Source organism: Myxococcus sp. XM-1-1-1, from assembly GCF_020037095.1.
Taxonomy (GTDB): Bacteria; Myxococcota; Myxococcia; order Myxococcales; family Myxococcaceae; genus Myxococcus; species Myxococcus fulvus.
Map to the genome: position 1 here is coordinate 97,466 of NZ_JAIQDH010000022.1, position 19,448 is coordinate 116,913.

At 70.4% G+C, this 19,448-nt stretch carries 17 protein-coding genes; 12 read left to right on the plus strand and 5 right to left on the minus strand.

Translation table 11 applies throughout. The features are described from left to right. Nucleotides 1-157: 157 nt before the first annotated feature. From K8640_RS33055 to K8640_RS33070, 4 genes are all read right to left on the minus strand, one after another. On the minus strand, nt 158-586 hold the full coding sequence (locus K8640_RS33055) for an ADP-ribosylation/crystallin J1 (protein WP_223750711.1): 429 nt from the start codon (nt 584-586) through the stop codon (nt 158-160). Nucleotides 587-679: 93 nt separating this feature from the next. Further along, entirely contained in the window at nt 680-979 is a 300-nt protein-coding gene (locus tag K8640_RS33060; RefSeq protein WP_223750712.1) for a hypothetical protein, read from the minus strand. After that, on the minus strand, nt 976-1,827 hold the full coding sequence (locus tag K8640_RS33065; RefSeq protein ID WP_223750713.1) for a polymorphic toxin type 50 domain-containing protein: 852 nt from the start codon (nt 1,825-1,827) through the stop codon (nt 976-978). The genes K8640_RS33060 and K8640_RS33065 overlap by 4 nt, the downstream gene beginning before the upstream one ends. A 276-nt stretch (nt 1,828-2,103) precedes the next feature. Continuing rightward, nucleotides 2,104-4,380: a lamin tail domain-containing protein gene (locus K8640_RS33070; protein ID WP_223750714.1), complete on the minus strand. Its 2,277-nt coding sequence runs from the start codon at nt 4,378-4,380 to the stop codon at nt 2,104-2,106. Between the two features lie 202 nt (nt 4,381-4,582). Here K8640_RS33070 and K8640_RS33075 point away from each other — a divergent pair, with 202 nt between their 5' ends. The 5 genes from K8640_RS33075 to K8640_RS33095 all read left to right on the plus strand — a co-directional run bounded on the left by K8640_RS33075 (nt 4,583) and on the right by K8640_RS33095 (nt 9,905). Beyond that, nucleotides 4,583-5,068 carry a transcriptional regulator gene (locus tag K8640_RS33075; protein WP_223750715.1) on the plus strand — a complete coding sequence of 162 codons (486 nt, stop codon included), beginning with the start codon at nt 4,583-4,585 and terminating at the stop codon, nt 5,066-5,068. A 96-nt stretch (nt 5,069-5,164) separates the two neighbouring features. Further along, nucleotides 5,165-6,067 (plus strand): nucleotide exchange factor GrpE, encoded by a 903-nt coding sequence (gene grpE, locus K8640_RS33080; RefSeq protein WP_223750716.1) that lies wholly within the window; start codon nt 5,165-5,167, stop codon nt 6,065-6,067. Between the two features lie 5 nt (nt 6,068-6,072). Beyond that, nucleotides 6,073-7,896: a molecular chaperone DnaK gene (dnaK, locus tag K8640_RS33085; protein ID WP_141326698.1), complete on the plus strand. Its 1,824-nt coding sequence runs from the start codon at nt 6,073-6,075 to the stop codon at nt 7,894-7,896. A gap of 89 nt (nt 7,897-7,985) precedes the next feature. Next, nucleotides 7,986-8,285, plus strand: coding sequence for a hypothetical protein (locus K8640_RS33090; RefSeq protein WP_223750717.1), 300 nt, complete (start codon nt 7,986-7,988; stop codon nt 8,283-8,285). A 144-nt stretch (nt 8,286-8,429) separates the two neighbouring features. After that, on the plus strand, nt 8,430-9,905 hold the full coding sequence (locus K8640_RS33095) for a serine/threonine-protein kinase (RefSeq protein ID WP_223750786.1): 1,476 nt from the start codon (nt 8,430-8,432) through the stop codon (nt 9,903-9,905). A 72-nt stretch (nt 9,906-9,977) separates the two neighbouring features. Here K8640_RS33095 and K8640_RS33100 read toward each other — a convergent pair whose 3' ends face one another. Then, nucleotides 9,978-10,838, minus strand: coding sequence for a YsnF/AvaK domain-containing protein (locus tag K8640_RS33100; RefSeq protein ID WP_223750718.1), 861 nt, complete (start codon nt 10,836-10,838; stop codon nt 9,978-9,980). Nucleotides 10,839-11,205: 367 nt separating this feature from the next. Here K8640_RS33100 and K8640_RS33105 point away from each other — a divergent pair, with 367 nt between their 5' ends. The 7 genes from K8640_RS33105 to K8640_RS33135 all read left to right on the plus strand — a co-directional run bounded on the left by K8640_RS33105 (nt 11,206) and on the right by K8640_RS33135 (nt 19,377). Beyond that, a complete protein-coding gene (locus tag K8640_RS33105; protein WP_223750719.1) occupies nt 11,206-12,414 on the plus strand; it encodes an ABC transporter substrate-binding protein in 1,209 nt (402 codons plus the stop codon). After that, a complete protein-coding gene (locus tag K8640_RS33110) occupies nt 12,415-13,335 on the plus strand; it encodes a branched-chain amino acid ABC transporter permease (RefSeq protein WP_046716478.1) in 921 nt (306 codons plus the stop codon). After that, nucleotides 13,335-14,399, plus strand: coding sequence for a branched-chain amino acid ABC transporter permease (locus K8640_RS33115; protein WP_223750720.1), 1,065 nt, complete (start codon nt 13,335-13,337; stop codon nt 14,397-14,399). The genes K8640_RS33110 and K8640_RS33115 overlap by 1 nt, the downstream gene beginning before the upstream one ends. Beyond that, a complete protein-coding gene (locus K8640_RS33120) occupies nt 14,396-15,280 on the plus strand; it encodes an ABC transporter ATP-binding protein (RefSeq protein ID WP_370640426.1) in 885 nt (294 codons plus the stop codon). The genes K8640_RS33115 and K8640_RS33120 overlap by 4 nt, the downstream gene beginning before the upstream one ends. Beyond that, nucleotides 15,277-16,032: an ABC transporter ATP-binding protein gene (locus tag K8640_RS33125; protein WP_223750721.1), complete on the plus strand. Its 756-nt coding sequence runs from the start codon at nt 15,277-15,279 to the stop codon at nt 16,030-16,032. Before K8640_RS33120 ends, K8640_RS33125 begins: the two co-directional genes overlap by 4 nt. Before the next feature lie 188 nt (nt 16,033-16,220). Continuing rightward, complete coding sequence (locus tag K8640_RS33130) at nt 16,221-16,994, plus strand: hypothetical protein (RefSeq protein WP_223750722.1); 774 nt, start codon at nt 16,221-16,223, stop codon at nt 16,992-16,994. Nucleotides 16,995-17,157: 163 nt separating this feature from the next. After that, a complete protein-coding gene (locus K8640_RS33135; protein WP_223750723.1) occupies nt 17,158-19,377 on the plus strand; it encodes a sialidase family protein in 2,220 nt (739 codons plus the stop codon). Nucleotides 19,378-19,448: the final 71 nt, after the last annotated feature.

Here is a 19,448-nt window from a genome sequence, read left to right on the forward strand (position 1 = left end):
CATCCTCGAAAAAGGATACGGAGCGTGCCCTCGAAATGGGTCGTCCACCTCAACGAAGAGGGGTCGATTTCCTTGCGTGGCGGGTCGGAAATAGTTGCCGGGAGGGGGCTTTCCCTCCCGGCGGCACTTCAGGCTGGACGGGCCCGGGCCCTTGGCTTCAGCGCGCCGGGCGGGCCACGGTGTGCGGGTCGCCGGCGGGGACCCAGGGGATGGCGGGGCCCTGGTAGTCCGGGCCGAACCAGGCCTCGAGGAAGCGGATGGGGCCCACGAGGTGGGCGTTGAACTCCGCGAGCTCCTCGGCGGGGACCCACAGCTCCTGGTGGAGCCTGGCCCCCACGGTGCGGACGGGGTAGCGGGCGAGGAAGGGGGCCTCCACGTCGAAGGCGGTGACGAAGCCCACGTGGCCACTGCCCGCGTCCGGCGCGTTCCAGTCCCGGGCAATCTGCCGGGCGTAGTCCACGTTCATCACGGGGTAGAAGAAGGGCTGGTCCGGCAGCCGGGGAGGGAAGCCTCGGCCGTCGACCTCCCGGACGAGCTGCGCCTCCTTCAGCCCCACCGGGCGGTACAGCGTGAGCGTCTCCACCATGGGCGTCTCCTCGAGGAAGGGCGGGGCCATGCCGGGACAGGCATGGCGTGCCGTCGACGCGGGCTGGCGTGACGCCCTGACCGCTTCCGAGGGCTACGACTCCTGGCGGTAGTACACCCACGCCCGGTCCTTGGGAATCAGGGCCGGGGGGTCCAGGCGGATCAACTCGTGGGAGATCTCGTGGTCGTCGGGAAAGTCCGCGATGAGCTCGGTCTCCACCTCGGACATCGTCTCGCGGTCCTCGTCGCGAATCGCGCCGTCGAAGAACGCCTCGAAGTGCAGCCTGGTGTCATCGAAGCGGACGGTGACGGCGCGCAGCCGGGAGGGGATGGCTCCCAGCAGCGCCCGCTGCAGCGACAGGTGGACCAGGCTGCTTCGGTTGGGGGTGCTCATGGATTGGCGGGGACGATATGCGCGCCCTGACTCGAGTAGTGGATGATTCCGCGCGTCGTCGGCTGGCCGTTGACCTGACCGATGACCTCACCGAAGTCCACCCGCTCCCGGAAGCCCGGCTGACCGCGCGCGACGCTGCCCACGGGCTGGCCCTGGCCGGAGAAGCGGTCCAGCAGGCCCTGCGGGTTGGGGTGCGTGAAGGGGCTGCGGCCCGGGATGTAGTTCTGGTGCCCGACGATGTGCTTGCCCTGCTTGGCCTCCTCCAGCAGCACCCTCGCCGCGGCGGGCGCGGCCACACCCTCCACGCCCGCGGCCGCCGCCGCTCCACCCACGCGGGGGGCGATGGCACCCGCCGCGGCGCGGGCCGCCCCGACGCCTCCCAGCAGCATCGAGGAGAGGCTCACGGCGTTCTGCGCGGCGGCCTCCGCCTGCGAGCGGGGCTGGATGGCCAGGTCGGTGCGGAAGCGGAAGTCGATGCCGGCGGCCCCCAGGCCCCGGTTGACGCCGGCGTTCACCAGGCTGGCCGAGTCCAGCACGAGGTTCGCGGCGCCCGTGGCGTAGCCCCGCGCCGTGTCCGCCGCCCAACTGCCCACCCGCTGGGCCCAGCTCGCGCGCGGCGCCTCGGCGGGAGCGCTCGGCGCGGCGCCCGTCACCGCCTGCGCGACCTGTCGACGCTCTCCCGCCGGAGCGGGGTCGAAGCTGGAGACGCCGCGGAACTCCGCCGGAGGCTGCGCCCGAGGCGCAATCGCTGGCGCGGTGGGCTCCGTCCGGGGCACCTCACGCGGGGCCTCCTCTCGCGAGGTGACAGGCGTGGGGGGACGACGCGTGGACAAGGGAGGGAGGGACATCGGTCTTCTCCGGCTCGACTGGCTTTGAGGAGATTATCCCTCACACCTGACCTTGAGTTGCGTTTGGGGAAAGGCCAGTTGATTCAGGGGTTTGCCCTGATTCCTTTCAAAGACTTCCATCGTGGGATGGGAAGACCCGCCTGGGTCGATGTTGAAGCGGGAGCGCTCCGACCCACCCCGCGCCAATGGGGCGCGGACGAGGTCGAAGGCTCCCGCCGTCGATGCTGGCCGTCCGGGCTTGCGAGAGCCCGTCGCCCGCGTGGCCTTCAGCGCGACTCAGAAGGCGGAGCCGTCCACACGCCGCCCCGGGGACGCGAGCGAGGAGGACAGCGAATCGTGGCGCACCCATTCGCCCGCGCCCGTGCCGTCCGGGTTGCGGTTGAAGGAGACGCCCAGCGTGGTGCTGCCGTAGGAGGCGTGGTCCTGCTCGGAGCCGTCCGGACGGACCAGGTAGGCGGAGTCGTTCGAGCGGTTGAAGCGAAGTCCGTCGCCACCGTTGGCGCCCGCGGTGTTGGGCACGCCCATGGGCACGGCCGAGGCGTCGCCATACACGGTGTAGACGGCGCCCGGCTGCAGCATCGTCCCCGCGGGGAAGACGTGGCGCGCGGGCTTGTCGCCGCGCCGGGACTCGTCGTCATGCAGCGAGTAGCCGCCCAGGTTCACCGCGGCAGTGCCGGTGTTGCGCACCTCCACGAACATCTTGTCGTAGTCCGGCGGGCCGCCCTCGCTCACCGGCAGCGGCTGGGGCAGGTACTCGTTGATGAACAGGGTGGGCACGGGCCGGTTGAGCGTGAAGGGGGCATCGCTGATGTCCGCCAGGGTGGAGTCCGCCGCGTCGTTGATGCGCACCCGCGCGGTGGAGGAGCCCTCCGAGGGCACCGTCCACGTGAAGCTGCCCGAGGCCGCGGGCACGGAGGTGGCGATGTCGCTCCACACCACGCCGTTGTCGAGCGAGTACTGCAGCCGCACGTTCTGCACGCCGGAGGCCGTCCAGGTGATGTCGAACGTGCTGCCCGCGGCGAGCACCTCGCCCCCGTTGGGCGCGGTGACCTTCAGCGTGCGCGCCGTCACCTGCCCGAAGTTGTAGCGGCTGATGATGGGGTAGTGGTCGGACGTGGTGGTGCCATAGCGGGTGATGCTCGGGCGCAGCACCGCGGCGGACCCCGGGACGTAGGACTCCAGCATCTCGTTGCTGACCAGCTGGTGGTCGATGAACGTGTTGCGGCTCACCGTGGAGCCGATGCCCGACACGGACATCTCCTGGGTGACGAAGCGGTAGTTGTCGGCGTCGTCCACGAAGTTCCGATAGGGCGTGTCGCGGTTGTTGACGGTGGAGACGTCCACGTCATCGTTCCAGTCGCCCACCACCATCACCCGCTGCGTGGGCATGCTGCTGTCCAGGTAGCCCTTGAGCAGCTGCCCCGCCTCGAGCCGCCGCTCGTAGTCCGCCGACTCGGTGCCGTTGCTCGTGGCCTTCATGTGCAGCATCAGCACGGACAGGTCCACGTTCGTGCCGGACCGGGTGACGCGCAGGTCCACCCGCAGCGGCGGCCGGCCCGCGAAGTAGTAGTCGCTCGAACCCAGCACGATGCGCGCCTCGCGCACCTGCACCAGGCCCTTCTTGTAGAGGATGCCCAGCTTCTGCTCGTCCGCGTCGTAATAGAAGGAGCCGGACGACACGAGCGGGTCGCTGGCCAGGAAGCCGTCGTACTCGGGCAGCTGGGCCTTGAGCGCCTCGAAGTGCGCCGCGTCGACCACCTCCGCCAGGCCCCAGACGTCCACGCCCGCGCCGGCAATCACCGTCTTCACGTTGGCCAGCTGGAGCGCCTCGTCCGACGGCCCCTGTCCCGTGTGGCCGAACCACTCGATGTTCCAGTTGCCCACCGACAGGGGGAAGCTCGTCGAGGGGCCGCCATCCGTCCCGCCTCCGTCCGGCGTGCCCGTGCCCGGCTTCACCTCCAGCGAGTAGCGCGCCTGCGCGGCGATGCCGCTGGCGTCCTCCACCTTCACCGTGAAGCTGGTCGTGCCCGCGAGCGTCGCGACGCCGGTCACCTCGCCGTCCTGCGACAGCGACAGGCCCTCCGGCAGCGCGCCCTCCACCACGGAGAACGTCACCGGGGGCCGCCCGCCCACGCCACCGAAGGTGTACGTGTAGCCATTGCCCGCCACGGCCGCCGTGAGCGTCGCGCCCACGAGCGCCGGCGCCGGCCACACCTTGAGGGTGTACGTCCGCGAGTCCTCGCTCTTCTCCACGTCCACCACGTCGACCTGGAGGGAGTAGTCCCCCGCGGCGCTCGCCGGGCCCGTCAGCCGCCCGTCCGTCGAGTAGAACGAGAAGCCCGGGGGCACCTCCGACTTCAGCGTGTAGCGCAGGGGCGCCGTCCCCCCCGTGGCGGTGATCCGCGTGTCGTAGGGCGCGCCCACCGTGGTGTCGGTCAGCGCGGAGATGTTGGGCAGCTTCGGGCCGCTGCCGGGGTTCGGGTCGTCCCCGCCGGAGCAGGCGCCCAGGAAGGTCAGGATGAGCAGCATCCCGACCGCGCGTTGGATGGACATGAAGGTGGTCTCCCCGAGAAGCGGTGGGGGCTCGGCCGTTCCCCCTATATGGAATCAGACACTCTAGCCGTATCCCGTGGGGGGATGCTCGCGGGACGTGTCCCCTCGGGGAACTGCAATGGCGCCGGGGGATGTCCGTGACATATTCGAGGGCCGCGAAACCCACGGGGGGCGCCGCCGCCCGGACGAGAGGACCTGCGCAATGGCCGAGAAGTGGGACAAGCACCTGATGGAGTTCCTCAAGCGCACCGGCGACGAGCTCAAGCGCACCACCGATGACCTGCGCGGCGAGGCCCAGCGCCTCCTCAAGGAAGTGAAGGACCCGGACAAGCAGGCCAAGGTGAAGGAGGGCCTGGTGCAGCTGCGCACCTGGGCCGCCAGCACCACCAAGGTCGCCGCGGAGAAGATTGAAACCGCCGTGCGCCAGGTCGAGGGCGCCGTGGAGCGCGCCTTCCGTCCCGAGGAGGGCGAGGCGGGCGCGCCGGGCACCACGAAGTCCGAGGCCGCCGACGCCGAGGCCCCCCGGGCCCCGCGCCCCAAGCCCGAACCCAAGGCCGCGAAGAAGGCCGCCCCCGGCACCAAGTCCATCGGCCGCAAGAAGGCCAGCGGCCGCCCGGCCGCCAAGAAGGCCGCCCCAACTTCCAAGAAGACCGTCGGTCGTGCGAAGAAGCCCACCGCCGGAGCGTGAAGTTCCGCCCGGCCTTGAATCAGACAGGTCCGGACTTCCGGTTCCGGTTCCGTCAGTCATTGCCGCCAGTTGGAACGGTGTGCGGCGCGTGAGATAGTGCGCGCCGTGGCCGGCTCCAGTGAAAAGGACAGCATCCAGGCGGAAATCGGGCAGGACGTCATCGACGCGGCGGTCCGCAGCGTCGAGCGTCGCATGGAGGATGAAGAGGTGACCGTCATCGAGGTGGAGGCCCCCCAGGCCGCTGCTTCCGAGGACGCGGCCGCCTCCGTCGCCCCCGAGGATTCCGTGCCTCCCCAGGACTCCCCAGCGCCCTCCGCGACCGCGGAAGAGGTCGCCCAGCTCCGTCAGGAGGTGGAGTCGCTCAAGGCGCAGGTCGAGTTCAGCCAGGCCAAGGGTCGCGAGACCATGGAGCGGCTGCGCGAGGCGCACGAGCGCGCCAAGGAGGCGCAGGACCGCATGGTCCGCGCCGCCGCGGACCTGGAGAACTACCGCAAGCGCGCGCAGAAGGAGAAGGAGGAGGTCCAGCGCTTCGGCTCGGAGAAGCTGCTCAAGGACCTGCTCCCGGTGATGGACAACCTGGACCGCGCGCTCGAGGCCGCGACCAAGTCGCCCGACATCGAGAGCTTCCAGAAGGGCGTGGCCATGACGCGCAAGTCCTTCGAGGACGCGCTCGGCCGCCACGGCGTGAAGTCCTTCAGCGCCAAGGGCCAGCCGTTCGACCCGCGCATGCACGAGGCCATCCAGCAGGTGGAGACGGCCGACACGCCCGCGGGCCACGTGGTCTACGAGGTGGTGCGCGGCTTCTTCCTCAACGAGCGCCTGGTGCGCCCGGCCATGGTCGTCGTCGCGCGCGCGCCCGAGGCCGTCGCCGCGCCCGTCGTGGACGCCGCCGCCTCATCCACCCCCGCGCCCGCCGAGGACTCACCTCCGGCGGAAGCCGAGCCGCGGGCCGAAGCACCCGAGCAGCACACGGACAGCACTTCCGGGGGGAGCCAGTAAGCATCATGGGCAAGGTGATTGGAATCGACCTGGGGACCACCAACTCCTGCGTCGCCGTCATGGAAGGCGGCGAGCCGGTGGTCATCCCCAACAGCGAGGGCAGCCGCACCACGCCTTCCATGGTGGGCTTCACGGACTCCGGTGAGCGGCTGGTGGGCCAGATTGCCAAGCGGCAGGCCATCACCAACCCGGAGAACACCGTGTTCGCCGTGAAGCGGCTCATCGGTCGGAAGTTCGACTCGCCGGAGGCCAAGAAGGCCATCGGCGTGAGCGCCTTCAAGGTGGCCGCGAGCCCCAACGGCGACGCCTGGGTGGAGATCCGCGGCAAGGGCCACAGCCCGCCGGAGGTCTCCGCCATCGTCCTGATGAAGATGAAGCAGACGGCGGAGGACTACCTCGGCGAGCCCGTCACCGAGGCGGTCATCACCGTCCCCGCGTACTTCAACGACAGCCAGCGTCAGGCCACCAAGGACGCCGGCCGCATCGCGGGTCTCAACGTCCTGCGCATCATCAACGAGCCCACCGCCGCGGCGCTCGCGTACGGCCTGGACAAGGTCAAGGACGGCGGCACCGAGCGCGTGGCCGTGTACGATTTGGGCGGCGGCACGTTCGATATCTCCATCCTGGAGCTGACCGCCGGCGTCTTCGAGGTGAAGAGCACCAACGGCGACACGTTCCTGGGCGGCGAGGACTTCGACCAGCGGCTCATCGACTACCTGGCCAAGCGCTTCGCCGAGCAGAACAACGGCCTGGACCTGCGCCGCGACCGCATGGCGCTGCAGCGCCTGAAGGAGGCCGCCGAGCGCGCCAAGCACGAGCTGTCCAGCGCGCCCGAGACGGAGGTGAACCTGCCGTTCATCACCGCGGATGCCTCCGGCCCCAAGCACCTGACGGAGACGGTGGACCGCTCCACCTTCGAGGCGCTGGTGGCGGACCTCATCGACCGCACCATCGAGCCCTGCAAGATCGCCTTGAAGGACGCGGGCCTGACCGCGCAGCACGTCAACCAGGTGCTCCTGGTGGGCGGCATGACGCGCATGCCCCGCGTGCAGCAGAAGGTGCGCGAGTTCTTCGGCAAGGAGCCGCACAAGGGCATCAACCCGGATGAGGTCGTCGCCGTGGGCGCGGCCATCCAGGGCGGCGTGCTCAAGGGCGAGGTGAAGGACGTCCTCCTGCTGGACGTGACGCCGCTGTCCCTGGGCGTCGAGACGGCCGGCGGCGTCTTCACCAAGATCATCGACAAGAACACCACCATCCCCTGCAAGAAGAGCCAGGTGTTCTCCACCGCGGTGGACAACCAGCCGCTGGTGAGCGTGCACGTGCTCCAGGGTGAGCGCGAGATGGCGGCGGACAACAAGACGTTGGCCCGCTTCGAGCTGGTGGGCATCCCGCCGGCGCCGCGTGGCGTGCCGCAGATTGAGGTGTCGTTCGACATCGACGCCAACGGCATCGTGCACGTCAGCGCCAAGGACCTGGGCACCGGCAAGGTCCAGCAGGTGCGCGTGGTGAGCAACTCCGGCCTGTCGGAGGCCGAAATCCAGGCGATGATCAACGACGCCCAGTCGCACGCCGCCGACGACAAGAAGAAGAAGGAGCTGGCGGAGCTGCGCAACAACGCGGACGGCCTCATCTACACCACCGAGAAGAGCCTGGAGGAGTACGCCAGCCTCCTGTCGGAGAAGGACCGCGAGGAGATCAAGTCGGACCTGGAGCGGCTCAAGGGCCTGCTCAACACCTCCGACCCGGTCGCCCTCAAGGAGGCCTTCCAGCGCCTGGAGGGCAGCGCCTACCGCATCGCCGACGCCATCTACACGGGCCAGGCGAGCTGAAGCACCCGCCTCGCGGGCGGGGGGATGCAATCGCCGGAACCCTTCCGGCGTAGAGTCAGTCACCCCCTGTCCGTTCCGAGGTCTCAGTCATGGATCCAGTCGAAGGCGTCGTCATGGTGCTCGTGGTGGCGATGACGTGCGGCATCCCCCTGTTGGGGTTGACGCTGCGCTTCTCGCTCAAGCCCGTGCTGGAGGCCTTCATCCGCCTGCGCGAGGCTCAGCTGGGCTCCCACCCGGAGAACGCCCTGCTGCGCGAGCGCGTGGCCTACCTGGAGCGCGTGCTGGAGGCCCACGGCCTCATCGAGGACCGCCGCGTGGTGCTCCCCACCAGCCCCTCCGAGCGCCTGCCGCCCGGCGCCACGGCCCTGAAGGACCGCGAGCGCGTCTAGCCCACGCGGTGTCGTTGACCCACGCACGCTGTTCTTGGTCCCTGGCTTCCCGGGGAATCCCTCCCAGGTTGTAATGGGGGGGTGGAATTCCCTTCCTTGGAGACAGAGGTCGCGTTCCTGCGTGGGCTGGTGGCCGTGCAGCGGATGGCGGACGACATCCTGGAGGACTGCCTCCAGCGCGGCCTGACGCTGGACGCGGGCCTGGACGTCTTCCTCACGCAGTGCGCGCGCATGGTGCATGCGCCCGCGGGCTTCGTGTCCCTGCGCGGCACCCGGGGGCCCGTGCTGACGCGGGTGCTGGGCGAATTGGGCGCGGACGTGTTCGAGGCGGCGCTCTGGCGCGGCCCCCGCCGGCTGCCCAACGGGCGGATGCTCTTCTGCACCCGGCTGAAGCTGGGCACGCTGGAGCTGGGCGGGATGGGGCTCGCGGTGGAGGGCGCCTTCCCGGACGGCGGCGGGCTGGTGATGAAGCTGGTGGAGGCCATCGGCGAGCAGCTCGACACGTCGGTGCTGGCCTTCCTGGCGCTGACGGACGGGCAGGGCCCGCTGGAGCGGCTGGACGACCTGGCCATGGACGACACGCCGGTGCCGCGCGGGCGCATCGGCAAGTACGAGGTCCTCACGCCCCTGGGCACCGGCGGCATGGCCCAGGTGCTGGTGGCGCGGGCCCGGGGCCCCGAGGGGCTGGGCCGGCTGGTGGCCCTCAAGCGCATCCTCCCGCACCTGACGGCGGACCCGGCCATCGTCCAGCAGTTCCTGGACGAGGCGCGCATCGGCCTGCGGCTGGCGCACCCCAACCTGGTGCACGTGTACGACTTCGGCGAGGCGCAGGGGGCGTACTTCATCGCCATGGAGCTGGTGCGGGGCGTGGACCTGGACCGGCTCCTGCGCGCGCGCCGGGGGCCCCTGATGCCCGAGCAGGCGGTGGCGGTGGTGGTGCAGGCGCTGCACGGCCTGCAGGCGGCGCACTCGCTCAAGGGCGAGGACGGCAAGCCGCTGCACCTGGTGCACCGCGACCTGTCCCCGCACAACCTGATGGTGGGCTTCGACGGGCGGGTGAAGATTCTCGACTTCGGGGTGGCCAAGGCGCGCGCCCAGCGGACCATGACGCTGCCGGGCATCGTGAAGGGCAAGCCCCTGTACATGTCCCCGGAGCAGGCGCGGGGGCAGCGGCTGGACGCGCGCAGTGATTTGTTCGCGATGGGGCTCATCCTCTACGAGGCGCTCACCGGCAAGCGGGCGTTCGACCGGGGCGACGAGCTGCGCTCCATGCAGGCCATCTGCGACGAGCGGCTGACGCGCCCGGACTCCATCTCCCAGCCGCTGTGGGACGTGCTGGAGATGGCCCTGGCCAAGTCGCCCACGGCGCGCTTCTCCGACGCCCTGGAGATGGCGGAGCGGCTGCAGGACGCCCTCACGCCGGTGAAGGACGCGGAGCTGGCGCGGCTGATGGCCCGGCACTTCCCGGACCGGCTGCGCGAGCTGCAGCAGCTGGACCGCACCGAGGCGCAGGGCCGCCTGGGCGTGTCACCGCCCGCGGTGGAGCAGGACATCGAGGACGTGGACACCGAGCCGCGCCCGCGTCCCTCGCCCCAGCCCCAGAAGAAGGCCGCGCGCTGACCCCGGCACCGCCCCCGTGCTGTCGGGGAGCGGTGGCCGGGTGCCATGCCTTCACTTCACGCGACCGATGCCTCAGGAGCGGCGCAGCGACGGGTCGTCGGACGTCGCGTTGAGGGTGCGCGGCGCGTCGACCTCGCCCTCGGTGCGGATGTCCACGTTCTCGTGGCGCACCCGCTCGGTGAAGCGGCGCTCCTCCTCGACGACGTCCTTGTGGATGACGACCTCCTCGTCGAGCACCTGGCGCTTGATGACCTCCGCCTCCTCGGCGTGCAGGGGGACGACGATGGTCTCGTCCTTGAACGCGCCCGTCACCGGCGTGTCCGACGTCACCGCCCGCCGCTCCACGCGGACCCGCTCGTGGCGCAGGGGGACCTTCACCACCTCCTCCTCCTCCACGATCTCCTTGTGCACGCGCAGCTCTCCGGCCTGCATGTCGTGCTTCTCCACGCTCAGCCGCTCCCGGTGGACGGGGATGGAGATGTCACGGTTGTCGTTCCACTCCGTCTTGGCGCGCCGCAGCTCCGTGTCCGCCTTCATGTTGGCCTGGTAGCCGACGTCCTCCTTCAAGCCCGTGGTGGGCAGCGGCGTCACCGAGGCCCGGCCCGCGTTCAGGTCCGTCTCCCGCACGCGCGTCTCCGTCACCGAGCGCTCGGACGCCAGCCCCATGGCGCCGGCGGTGCCCAGGTCCGCGCCGCTCCGGGTGCGCTCCGCCTCGGAGACCTGCTGCAGGGCCTCCTTGCCGCGGTTGAGGATGACCTCCCCGTTGCGAATCTCGCTCACCTCGGTGAAGGAGACCCGGTAGTCCTTGGGGAAGAACAGGCCTCTCTCGATGTGGAACGCGTCGTCGCCGATGGCGAAGACCTTGCCGAGCTTCTCGTCGTCGATGCTGCGGACAACCATCCCTTCGCGTACGTCCTTCTTGTTCTTGAGCATGGCTGGCTCCTCCTGAATGCCTCCTGCTGCATCACCGGGAAGGTGGGAGCGGGTCCGCGGATGAACAGTGTCTCGCCAACATGCGTGCTCAGGGCTCGCCCCCGTGGTCGCCGCTGGCCCCATGCCCGCCCGCCCGCGCGAACTCCGGCCCTGTCCACTTTCCGGGCACCCCCGGCGAAGCGGGTGGGATGACGCGGGAGCCTGGGATTCGAGCGCTCCGCCCTCGACGGGGGCTCGCGTGACGCGCCGCACGGAGGGTACGTGGGGGGAGGGCCTGTCTGGCAGCGCGCTTGACCCATGGAGAGGGCTCCCCTAGAAAACCGGGGCTTTGACTCGCAGCACCCCCTGTTGAGGAGGATTGCTCCGCATGCGACGCCTTGCCCCGATGCTGCTCGCCGCGCTCGCCGTCTTGGCGGCCGCCTGCGAGAAGAAGACGCAGCCCACCCCTTCTGGTGAGGCCGGCACGCAGGCCGCGCAGGGACAGGCCCCAAGCCCCGGCGGCGGCACGCCCGCGGGCGCGGACACCATCCTGCTGGGCCAGGTGGGCGCGCTCACCGGCGGCCAGGCGACGTTCGGCATCTCCACGCGCAACGGCATCGAGCTGGCGCTCAAGGAGGCCAACGCCGCCGGCGGCGTGAACGGCAAGAAGCTGGCGATCCGCGTCTACGACAACCAGAGCAAGCCGGAGGAGGCCGCGCAGGCCACCACCCGTCTCATCACCCAGGACAAGGTGGTGCTCATCCTGGGCGACGTGGCCTCGTCCAACTCGCTGGCCATGGCGGAGAAGGCGCAGGCGGCGGGCGTGCCCATGATTACCCCTTCGTCCACCAACACCACGGTGACGGAGAAGGGCGACTACATCTTCCGCGTGTGCTTCATCGACCCGTTCCAGGGCTTCGTGATGGCGAAGTTCGCCCGCGAGGACCTGAAGCTCGGCAAGGTGGCGGTGCTGCAGGACAACAAGAGCGCCTACTCCATCGACCTGTCGGGCGTGTTCACGCGCAAGTTCACGGAGATGGGCGGGAAGATCGCCACCACGGAGAGCTACAGCCAGGGCGACACCGACTACCGCGCGCAGCTGACGGCCATCAAGAAGACGCAGCCGGATGGCATCTACGTGCCGGGCTACTACAGCGAGGTGGGCGTCGTCGCCCGCCAGGCGCGCGAGGTGGGCCTCAAGGTGCCGCTGATGGGCGGCGACGGCTGGGACTCCGAGAAGCTCTTCGAGCTGGGTGGCAGCGCCATCACCGGCAGCTACTTCTCCAACCACTACTCGCCGGACAACCCGGACCCCCGCGTGCAGAAGTTCATCGCGGACTACAAGGCGGCCTACGGCGGCGTCCCGGACGCGCTCGCGGCGCTGGGCTACGACGCGGCCCGCGTGGCGATTGAAGCGCTCAAGCGCGCCAAGGATTTGAGCGGCCCGTCCGTGCGCGACGCGATTGCCCAGACCAAGGACTTCCCGGGCGTGGCGGGCACCGTCACCCTGGATGAGAAGCGCAACGCCGTGAAGTCCGCCGTCGTCCTCAAGGTCGGGGATGGCAAGACGCAGTACGTGACGACCATCAATCCCTAAATGGCGCAGCTCCTCCAGCACCTCATCAACGGCCTGGCCGCCGGCACCATCTACGCGCTCGTCGCGCTCGGCTACACGATGGTGTACGGCGTCCTCAAGCTCATCAACTTCGCCCACGGCGACGTCATGATGGTCGGCGTCTACATGGGCTACGCCACCGCGTTCGCGATTGGACGCGAGGCGCGCGGCTCGTTCCTGGGCATTGCCGCCGTCTTCGCGGTGGCCATGCTGGGCTGCGCGCTCATGGGCTTCCTCATCGAGCGCTTCGCCTACCGTCCCCTGCGCGAGAAGCCCCGGCTGACAGCGCTCATCACCGCCATCGGCATCTCCTTCGCCCTGTCCTACGGCTTCCAGCTGGACATCGGCTTCCTGCCGGGCGCCAGCCCCCGCGCGTTCCCCGAAATCATCGAGCCCACCGAGTGGCTCATCATCGGGGACCGCGACGTCGTCGTGTGGAACTGGCAGGTCATCAGCTTCCTCATCGCCGTGGGGTTGATGGTGGGCCTGCAGTACCTGGTGTTCGGCACGCGCTTCGGCCGGGCCATGCGCGCGGTGTCCTGGGACCACCGGGTGGCGGCGCTGATGGGCATTCCCACCGACCGGGTCATCGCGCTGACGTTCATGCTCAGCAGCGGCCTGGCCGCGGGCGCGGGCCTGCTCTACGCCATCAAGGACACGTCGGTGAGCCCGCTGATGGGCCTGTACGTGGGCCTCAAGGCCTTCGTCGCGGCGGTGATTGGCGGCATCGGCCACGTGCCGGGCGCGGTGGTGGGCGCGCTGGTGCTGGGGCTGGTGGAGGAGTTCGTCGTCGGCTACGCGGCCAGCACCTGGCGCGACGCGGTGGCCTTCGGCTTCCTCATCCTGGTGCTGCTCGTGAAGCCCGGTGGCCTGTTCGGCCGGGTCGCCGCGGAGAAGGTCTGATGGAGACCCCCGCGCTTCCCATCCCCGAGGCCCGCACGCTCGTGCCGCCCTCGCTGCGTGGCGTGCTGCCGGTCCTCGTCGCCATCCCCACGCTGGTGCTGTTCCAGTGGGCGCTGAGCGGCTCCGACTTCGCCACGTACCTGTTGTCCGTCGTCGGCGTGAACATCATCCTCGCGGTGAGCCTCAACATCGTGAACGGGATGACGGGGCAGTTCTCCATCGGCCACGCGGGCTTCATGGCCGTGGGCGCGTACATCGCCGGGTACTGCTCGCTGCAGCTCAAGGAGGTGGCGCTGTCCTTCCTCCCCGTGGCGGCCAGCGACCAGGTGCTCTTCACCGTGGCGCTGCTCGCGGGCGGCGTCGCGGCGGCGGCGTGCGGCTTCCTGGTGGGCCTGCCGTCCCTGCGCCTGCGCGGTGACTACCTGGCCATCGTCACGCTGGGTTTCGGCGAAATCATCCGCGTCGTGGTGCAGAACACGGACGCGTTCGGCCGCGCGCTGGGCCTGTCGGGCATCCCCCAGTACTCGAGCCCCGGCATGGTGTTCTTCTGGGTGTTCCTGGTGGTGCTGGCCGCGCGCCGCATCGCCGGCTCCAGCCACGGCCGCAGCCTGTGGGCCATCCGCGAGGACGAGGTGGCCGCCGAGGCCATGGGCGTGGACACCACCGGCTACAAGGTGCGCGCGTTCGTCTTCTCGTCGTTCTTCGCGGGCATCGCCGGCGGCCTGTTCGCCCACTTCGTGCCCATCATCAACCCCGGCTCCTTCACCTTCGTGCGCTCGATGGAAATCGTCGTCATGGTGGTGCTGGGCGGCCTGGGCTCCACCACGGGCGCCTTCGTCGCGGCCATCTTCCTGACGCTGCTGCCCGAAGGCATGCGCTCCCTGTTCGGCGCGCTGGGCACCGAGGGCAGCCTGGCGCAGCGGGTGGACCAGATTCGCATGCCCATCTACGGCCTGTTGCTCGTCGTCTTGATGCTCGCCAGGCCCCAGGGCCTGTTCGGCACGAAGGAGATCTGGGACGTGCTGCCACGGTGGCTGCCCCGCAAGCGCCGGGGGCTGGCGTGAGCGCGAACGTGACGGCCCTCTCCTCCACGTCCCCCGAGCCCGTGCTGGTGGCGGACGGCGTGAGCATCCAGTTCGGCGGCCTCAAGGCGCTCACCGACTTCCACCTGTCCATCCGGCAGGGGGACTTGCTGGGCCTCATCGGCCCCAACGGCGCGGGCAAGTCCACCGCGTTCAACGTGCTGACGGGCGTCTACCAGCCCACCCAGGGCGTGGTGCGCGTGAGTGGCACGCAGGTCAACGGGCGCAAGCCGCATCAAATCAACCTGCTGGGCGTGGCGCGCACCTTCCAGAACATCCGCCTGTTCCGCGCGCTCTCCGCGCTGGACAACGTGAAGGTGGCCTGCCGTGCTCAGACGGCGCTGCACCAGTCCAGCCTCAGCGTGGGCTCCAAGCTGCGCAACGCGGCCCACAACTACGCGGACTGGTGGCGCTCGCTCCTGCTCACCCCGGGCTTCCAGCGCGAGGAGCGGCGGCTGACCGAGCAGGCCGAGCACCTGCTGGAGGTCATGGGCCTGTCGCACCGCCGCGACGAGGAGGCGCGAAACCTCCCCTACGGTGAGCAGCGCCGGCTGGAGATTGCCCGCGCCCTGGGCAGCCAGCCCCGGGTGCTGCTGCTCGACGAGCCCGCCGCCGGCATGAACACGCGCGAGAAGGCGGACCTGATGGTGCTCATCCGCAAGCTGCGCGACGACTTCAAGCTGGGTGTGCTGGTCATCGAGCACGACATGAAGCTGGTGATGGGCATCTGCGAGCGCATCACCGTGCTGGACCACGGCGAGACCATCGCGCGCGGGGCGCCCGCCGAGGTGCGCAGCGACCGCAAGGTCATCGAGGCGTACCTGGGCGACAGCTACCTGGAGAGTCACGGAGGCGCGGCGTGAGCGAGGCGCAGGTGAAGACGCTGGGTGAGCGCCAGGCCTTCGCGCCGCTCCTGACGGTGGAGGGCATCAAGGTCCACTACGGCGCCATCCAGGCCCTGAAGGGCGTGTCGCTGACGGTGGGCAAGGGTGAAGTCGTCGCCCTCATCGGCGCCAACGGCGCGGGCAAGACGAGCACCCTGCGCGCGGTGAGCGGCATGCTCAAGGCCAGCGCCGGGAAGATTCGCTTCGGCGGCCAGGACACCACCAGCCTCAAGGCGCACCAGCTGGTGCCCCGGGGCATGGCGCACGCGCCGGAGGGGCGGGGCATCTTCCCCAACATGTCCGTGCTGGAGAACCTGGAGCTGGGCGCCTACCTGCGCCGCGACACCGCGGAGGTGAAGGCGGACATGGAGAAGAGCTTCACGCTCTTCCCCGTGCTCAAGGAGCGGCGCACCCAGATGGCGGGCACGCTGTCCGGCGGCGAGCAGCAGATGCTGGCCATCGCCCGCGCGCTGCTCAGCCGGCCCCAGCTGCTCTTGTTGGACGAGCCCTCGCTGGGCCTCGCCCCGCAGGTGACGGAGACCATCTTCCGCACCCTGCGCGAGGTGAACCAGACGGGTGTCAGCGTGCTGCTGGTGGAGCAGAACGCCCACCTGGCGCTCAACTGCGCCCACTACGGCTACGTGCTGGAGACGGGCGAGGTGGCGATGGCGGGCCCCGGCAAGGCGCTCCTGGAGAGCGCGGAGGTGCGCCGGGCCTACCTGGGTGAATAGCTTCCGGAGGCCGATTTTCAGCCTCCGAAGCGCCCGCTTCCGTCCGGCCGCGGACGCTTCTGGGGTGTGCGTGACACCTGGAAACTGGCGGCTGTCCCAATCTCGGGTAGTCAGAAGTCGAGCAGTTCTATTAGCGTCGTCCGACGCACCGCGTTCATCTCCCACACCAAATTTCAGGAAGCGCGCCCATGCCTTCGTTGTCTCGCCTCCTTGCCGCCCTTGCCACCCTGTCGCTGATTTCACTCGCGTGCGTCAGCGCCCAGAAGACCGACCCCAACCAGCAGGCGACCTCCACCATCGAGGAGCTGCCGAACGAGGGCGGTGAGTCGGGGGGCCAGCCGGCCGCCGCCGCGGGCCCGCAGCTGACCGAGGTGACGGCCGAAGAGGGCTTCACCGTGAAGATGCCGGGCCAGCCCCAGGTCCAGCGCCAGAAGGTGAACATCCCCGCGGGCGAGGTCTCCACGGCGGCGTACTCGCTGCAGACCGCCGAGGGCGTCATCTACTCCATCAGCACCGCGGACTACCCGGAGAAGGTCGTCGCGAGCCGTCCTCCCGAGGCGTTCCTCAACGAGGGCCGCGACGGCCTCACCAACCAGCTCAAGGGCACCGTCAGCAACGAGCAGGAGCTCACGCTGGATGGCTACCCCGGCAAGTCCTACACGGTGTCCTCGCCCAACGGCGAGGTGCGCGCGCGCAACTACCTGGTGGGCCCGCGCCTCTACACCATGCTGGTCCTCTACAACCCGAGCATCGGCGCGCCGGGCGCGGAGGACTTCCTGGGCTCGCTGGGGCTGGTGAATCCTCCTCCGGCCATTCCGCGCGCGGGCGCGGCGGGCGCGGATGGTGGCGTGGGTGACGGTGGCACGGACCCGGACGCAGGCGCTGTCGAGGCCACCGCTCCGGACGCCGGTGCCCCGGATGCGGGCGCTCCCGCCCCCGCGAAGCGTCGTCGCGCCAAGTAGTCGGAGGGCTCGCCCCGGGCCGCGCTCCCTTCGCTGGGGAGCGTGCAGCCGGCGACACGGGCCCCGTTGCTGTTCAACGGATGGGGGCCCGCACGCTGCGGGGTGACTTCCCTCGGTAGGTGCTCGCCCACATTCTCTCCTCGGATGTCCGGGGAGGGGATTCATGACAGGGCTTGCAGGGGCCTTGCTCGCCGCGGTGCTCGCGGCGGGCGGGACGGCGTTGGTACCGGTGAGCGGGGGCAATGCCCTCACGCTCCCGGCGCAGCGCCACATCGTTCGAGTCGAGACAGGCAGTGGTCGTCCCGCGAGCCTGCTGGTGGCCATCCAGCACGGCAACGTGGAGTCCAAGGGGCTGGTGCTCTACCGCTCCGAGGACGCGCTGCGCACGGTGCGGCGGGTGGGCGACATCCAGTCGGATGCCACGCACGCGGACCGGGCGGAGCTGCTCGCGGTGGGGCGGGACGTGGCGCTCGTGTATTCCTACGAGGGGCCACAGCTGGAGCCCTCCAGCCGGCATGACGTCTGGTTCCAGTGGTGGCGCTACCAGTCCGGCGCGGACACGTGGACGCCGGAGCCGGCGGTGCGGGTGATGAACGCGGACGCGAGCACGGGTTACTCGCGGGCGCTGCTCGCGCGGGACTCGAAGGGGCGGCTGTGGGTGCAGGCCTTCCGGCTGGAGTCGGACGGCGGCTCCACGGCGGTGGTGGCGGTGTCCACGGACGGGGGGCAGAGCTTCGGTGGGCACCAGGCGCTGGACAAGGTGAGAAGGCGCGGCGGAGGACGGCTGCTGAGCGTGGGGACGCGGCTGGTCTTCGTCTACGCCATGCATGACGGCTTCGTGCCCACGCGGATGCGCGTGCGTGACGACGAGGACCCGACGGGCACCTGGGCGCCCGTGCGCGAGGCGTTCTCCGACGGCATCTACCATGGCGCGGCGCTGAGCGCGGTGGCGGACGGCCGGGGCGGCATGCACCTGGTCTACAAGGACGAGCAGGAGCGGCTGTACCACCGGCGCTTCGACGGGACGTCCTTCGGTCCGCGCACGCTGGTGGAGGGCACGTCGGACTGGGCGATCCAGGCCGCCGTCACCCGCGTGGGGGACTCGCTCTACATCTTCTACAACCGCATGCGCGTGCTCAACGCGCACTACGAGCTGCGCGCGAGGGTGCTCTCGCCGGAGGGCACGCTGGGCAGCGCGGTGACGTTGGATGGGGACGCGACGTTCAAGGGCTACCCCAACGCGGTGGACGTGCTGCCCTCGGACAGCGCGGAGGTGCCGTGCCTGTATGGCGAGGCGCCGGACGCGAGCTCGCGGGGCACGGTGTCGCGGGTGGCGTGGGTGCGGGACGAGGAGCCGCCGGGGGAGGGGCCGTTCTCGCTCGACGTGGTGCGCTCCTCCTCCAGTCACGAGCTGCTCGCGGTGGATGGGGCCGGCACGCTGTACGGGCTCGCGGTGGGGGGCGAGCGCTCGCGGCTGATGGCGAGCACGGATGGGGGCGTGAGCTTCTCCGCGCGGAGCCAGGACAGCGGCAACCTGTGGACGATGGCGGCGATGTCGAACGGGACGCTGCTGGCGGTGGTGAGTCACAGCGGCGCGTACTTCCTGAAGCGCTCGACGGACGGCGGGCGCACGTGGCGGGACGAGGTGGGCCTGGGCAGCTACCGGGCGATGGGGCCGCGCAGCTTCGCGCAGCTCGGGAACACCTGGTTCTTCCTCGAGTACCAGACGTTCACCTCGTCCGCGGTGCCGGTGCGGCTGTGGGCGAGCACGGACAGCGGGGCGAGCTGGAGTGTGCGCTCCACGCTGACGGCGCACCGGCATGGCCATGCGCTGGTGGCGGACCCGGCGACGGGCGCGCTGTGGGCGATGATGGGCAGCAACAAGACGCAGGCGGCGGTGCTGCGCTCGACGGATGGCGGGCGGACGTGGACGTCGATGCTGCAGGGCTACGCGGCCAACGGCGTGGCGGGCGGGGTGCTGGCGGACGGCACGCTGCTGCTCGGCCAGTCGACGCTCTTCGAGCCCGAGCATCCGAAGCTGCTGCGGGTGTCGCGCACGGGGCAGGTGAGCACGGTGTTCGAGTTGCCGGGGCCGGCGTACTCGCTGGCGGCGGCGCCCGGCGGTGGCTGGGTGCTGGGCACGGCGTGGTCCAGCGCCGGGGACGTGCACGCGGCGGGGGATGTCTTCGTGCGGCTGTTCACCAGCGGCGATGGGGCGACGTGGAGCGAGGCGCGGCGGTATGAGCGGCTGGGTGGCGCGGACCTGGCGCGCGCCGACGTGTGGGGCGTGCTGCCCTCCGGGGACCTGGTGGTGCGGATGGAGAACGTGAGCGGCTTCGGGAGCGCGGGGACGGGCTTCCAGGTGCTGCGCATCCGACGCTGAGCGTGAGGCGTGAGGTGGGGCCCGAGTGCTCCACCTCACGGTGCACATCGGTGTGCGAGCACGGGCCCACG

What these genes read in the sequence shown, in the direction of transcription:
- K8640_RS33055 (WP_223750711.1), bottom strand. Translation starts at nt 586, where the DNA reads ATGGTGGAGACGCTCACGCTGTACCGCCCGGTGGGGCTGAAGGAGGCG.
- K8640_RS33060 (WP_223750712.1), bottom strand. Translation starts at nt 979, where the DNA reads ATGAGCACCCCCAACCGAAGCAGCCTGGTCCACCTGTCGCTGCAGCGG.
- K8640_RS33065 (WP_223750713.1), bottom strand. Translation starts at nt 1,827, where the DNA reads ATGTCCCTCCCTCCCTTGTCCACGCGTCGTCCCCCCACGCCTGTCACC.
- K8640_RS33070 (WP_223750714.1), bottom strand. Translation starts at nt 4,380, where the DNA reads ATGTCCATCCAACGCGCGGTCGGGATGCTGCTCATCCTGACCTTCCTG.
- K8640_RS33075 (WP_223750715.1), top strand. Translation starts at nt 4,583, where the DNA reads ATGGCCGAGAAGTGGGACAAGCACCTGATGGAGTTCCTCAAGCGCACC.
- dnaK (WP_141326698.1), top strand. Translation starts at nt 6,073, where the DNA reads ATGGGCAAGGTGATTGGAATCGACCTGGGGACCACCAACTCCTGCGTC.
- K8640_RS33090 (WP_223750717.1), top strand. Translation starts at nt 7,986, where the DNA reads ATGGATCCAGTCGAAGGCGTCGTCATGGTGCTCGTGGTGGCGATGACG.
- K8640_RS33095 (WP_223750786.1), top strand. Translation starts at nt 8,430, where the DNA reads ATGGCGGACGACATCCTGGAGGACTGCCTCCAGCGCGGCCTGACGCTG.
- K8640_RS33100 (WP_223750718.1), bottom strand. Translation starts at nt 10,838, where the DNA reads ATGCTCAAGAACAAGAAGGACGTACGCGAAGGGATGGTTGTCCGCAGC.
- K8640_RS33105 (WP_223750719.1), top strand. Translation starts at nt 11,206, where the DNA reads ATGCGACGCCTTGCCCCGATGCTGCTCGCCGCGCTCGCCGTCTTGGCG.
- K8640_RS33110 (WP_046716478.1), top strand. Translation starts at nt 12,415, where the DNA reads ATGGCGCAGCTCCTCCAGCACCTCATCAACGGCCTGGCCGCCGGCACC.
- K8640_RS33115 (WP_223750720.1), top strand. Translation starts at nt 13,335, where the DNA reads ATGGAGACCCCCGCGCTTCCCATCCCCGAGGCCCGCACGCTCGTGCCG.
- K8640_RS33130 (WP_223750722.1), top strand. Translation starts at nt 16,221, where the DNA reads ATGCCTTCGTTGTCTCGCCTCCTTGCCGCCCTTGCCACCCTGTCGCTG.
- K8640_RS33135 (WP_223750723.1), top strand. Translation starts at nt 17,158, where the DNA reads ATGACAGGGCTTGCAGGGGCCTTGCTCGCCGCGGTGCTCGCGGCGGGC.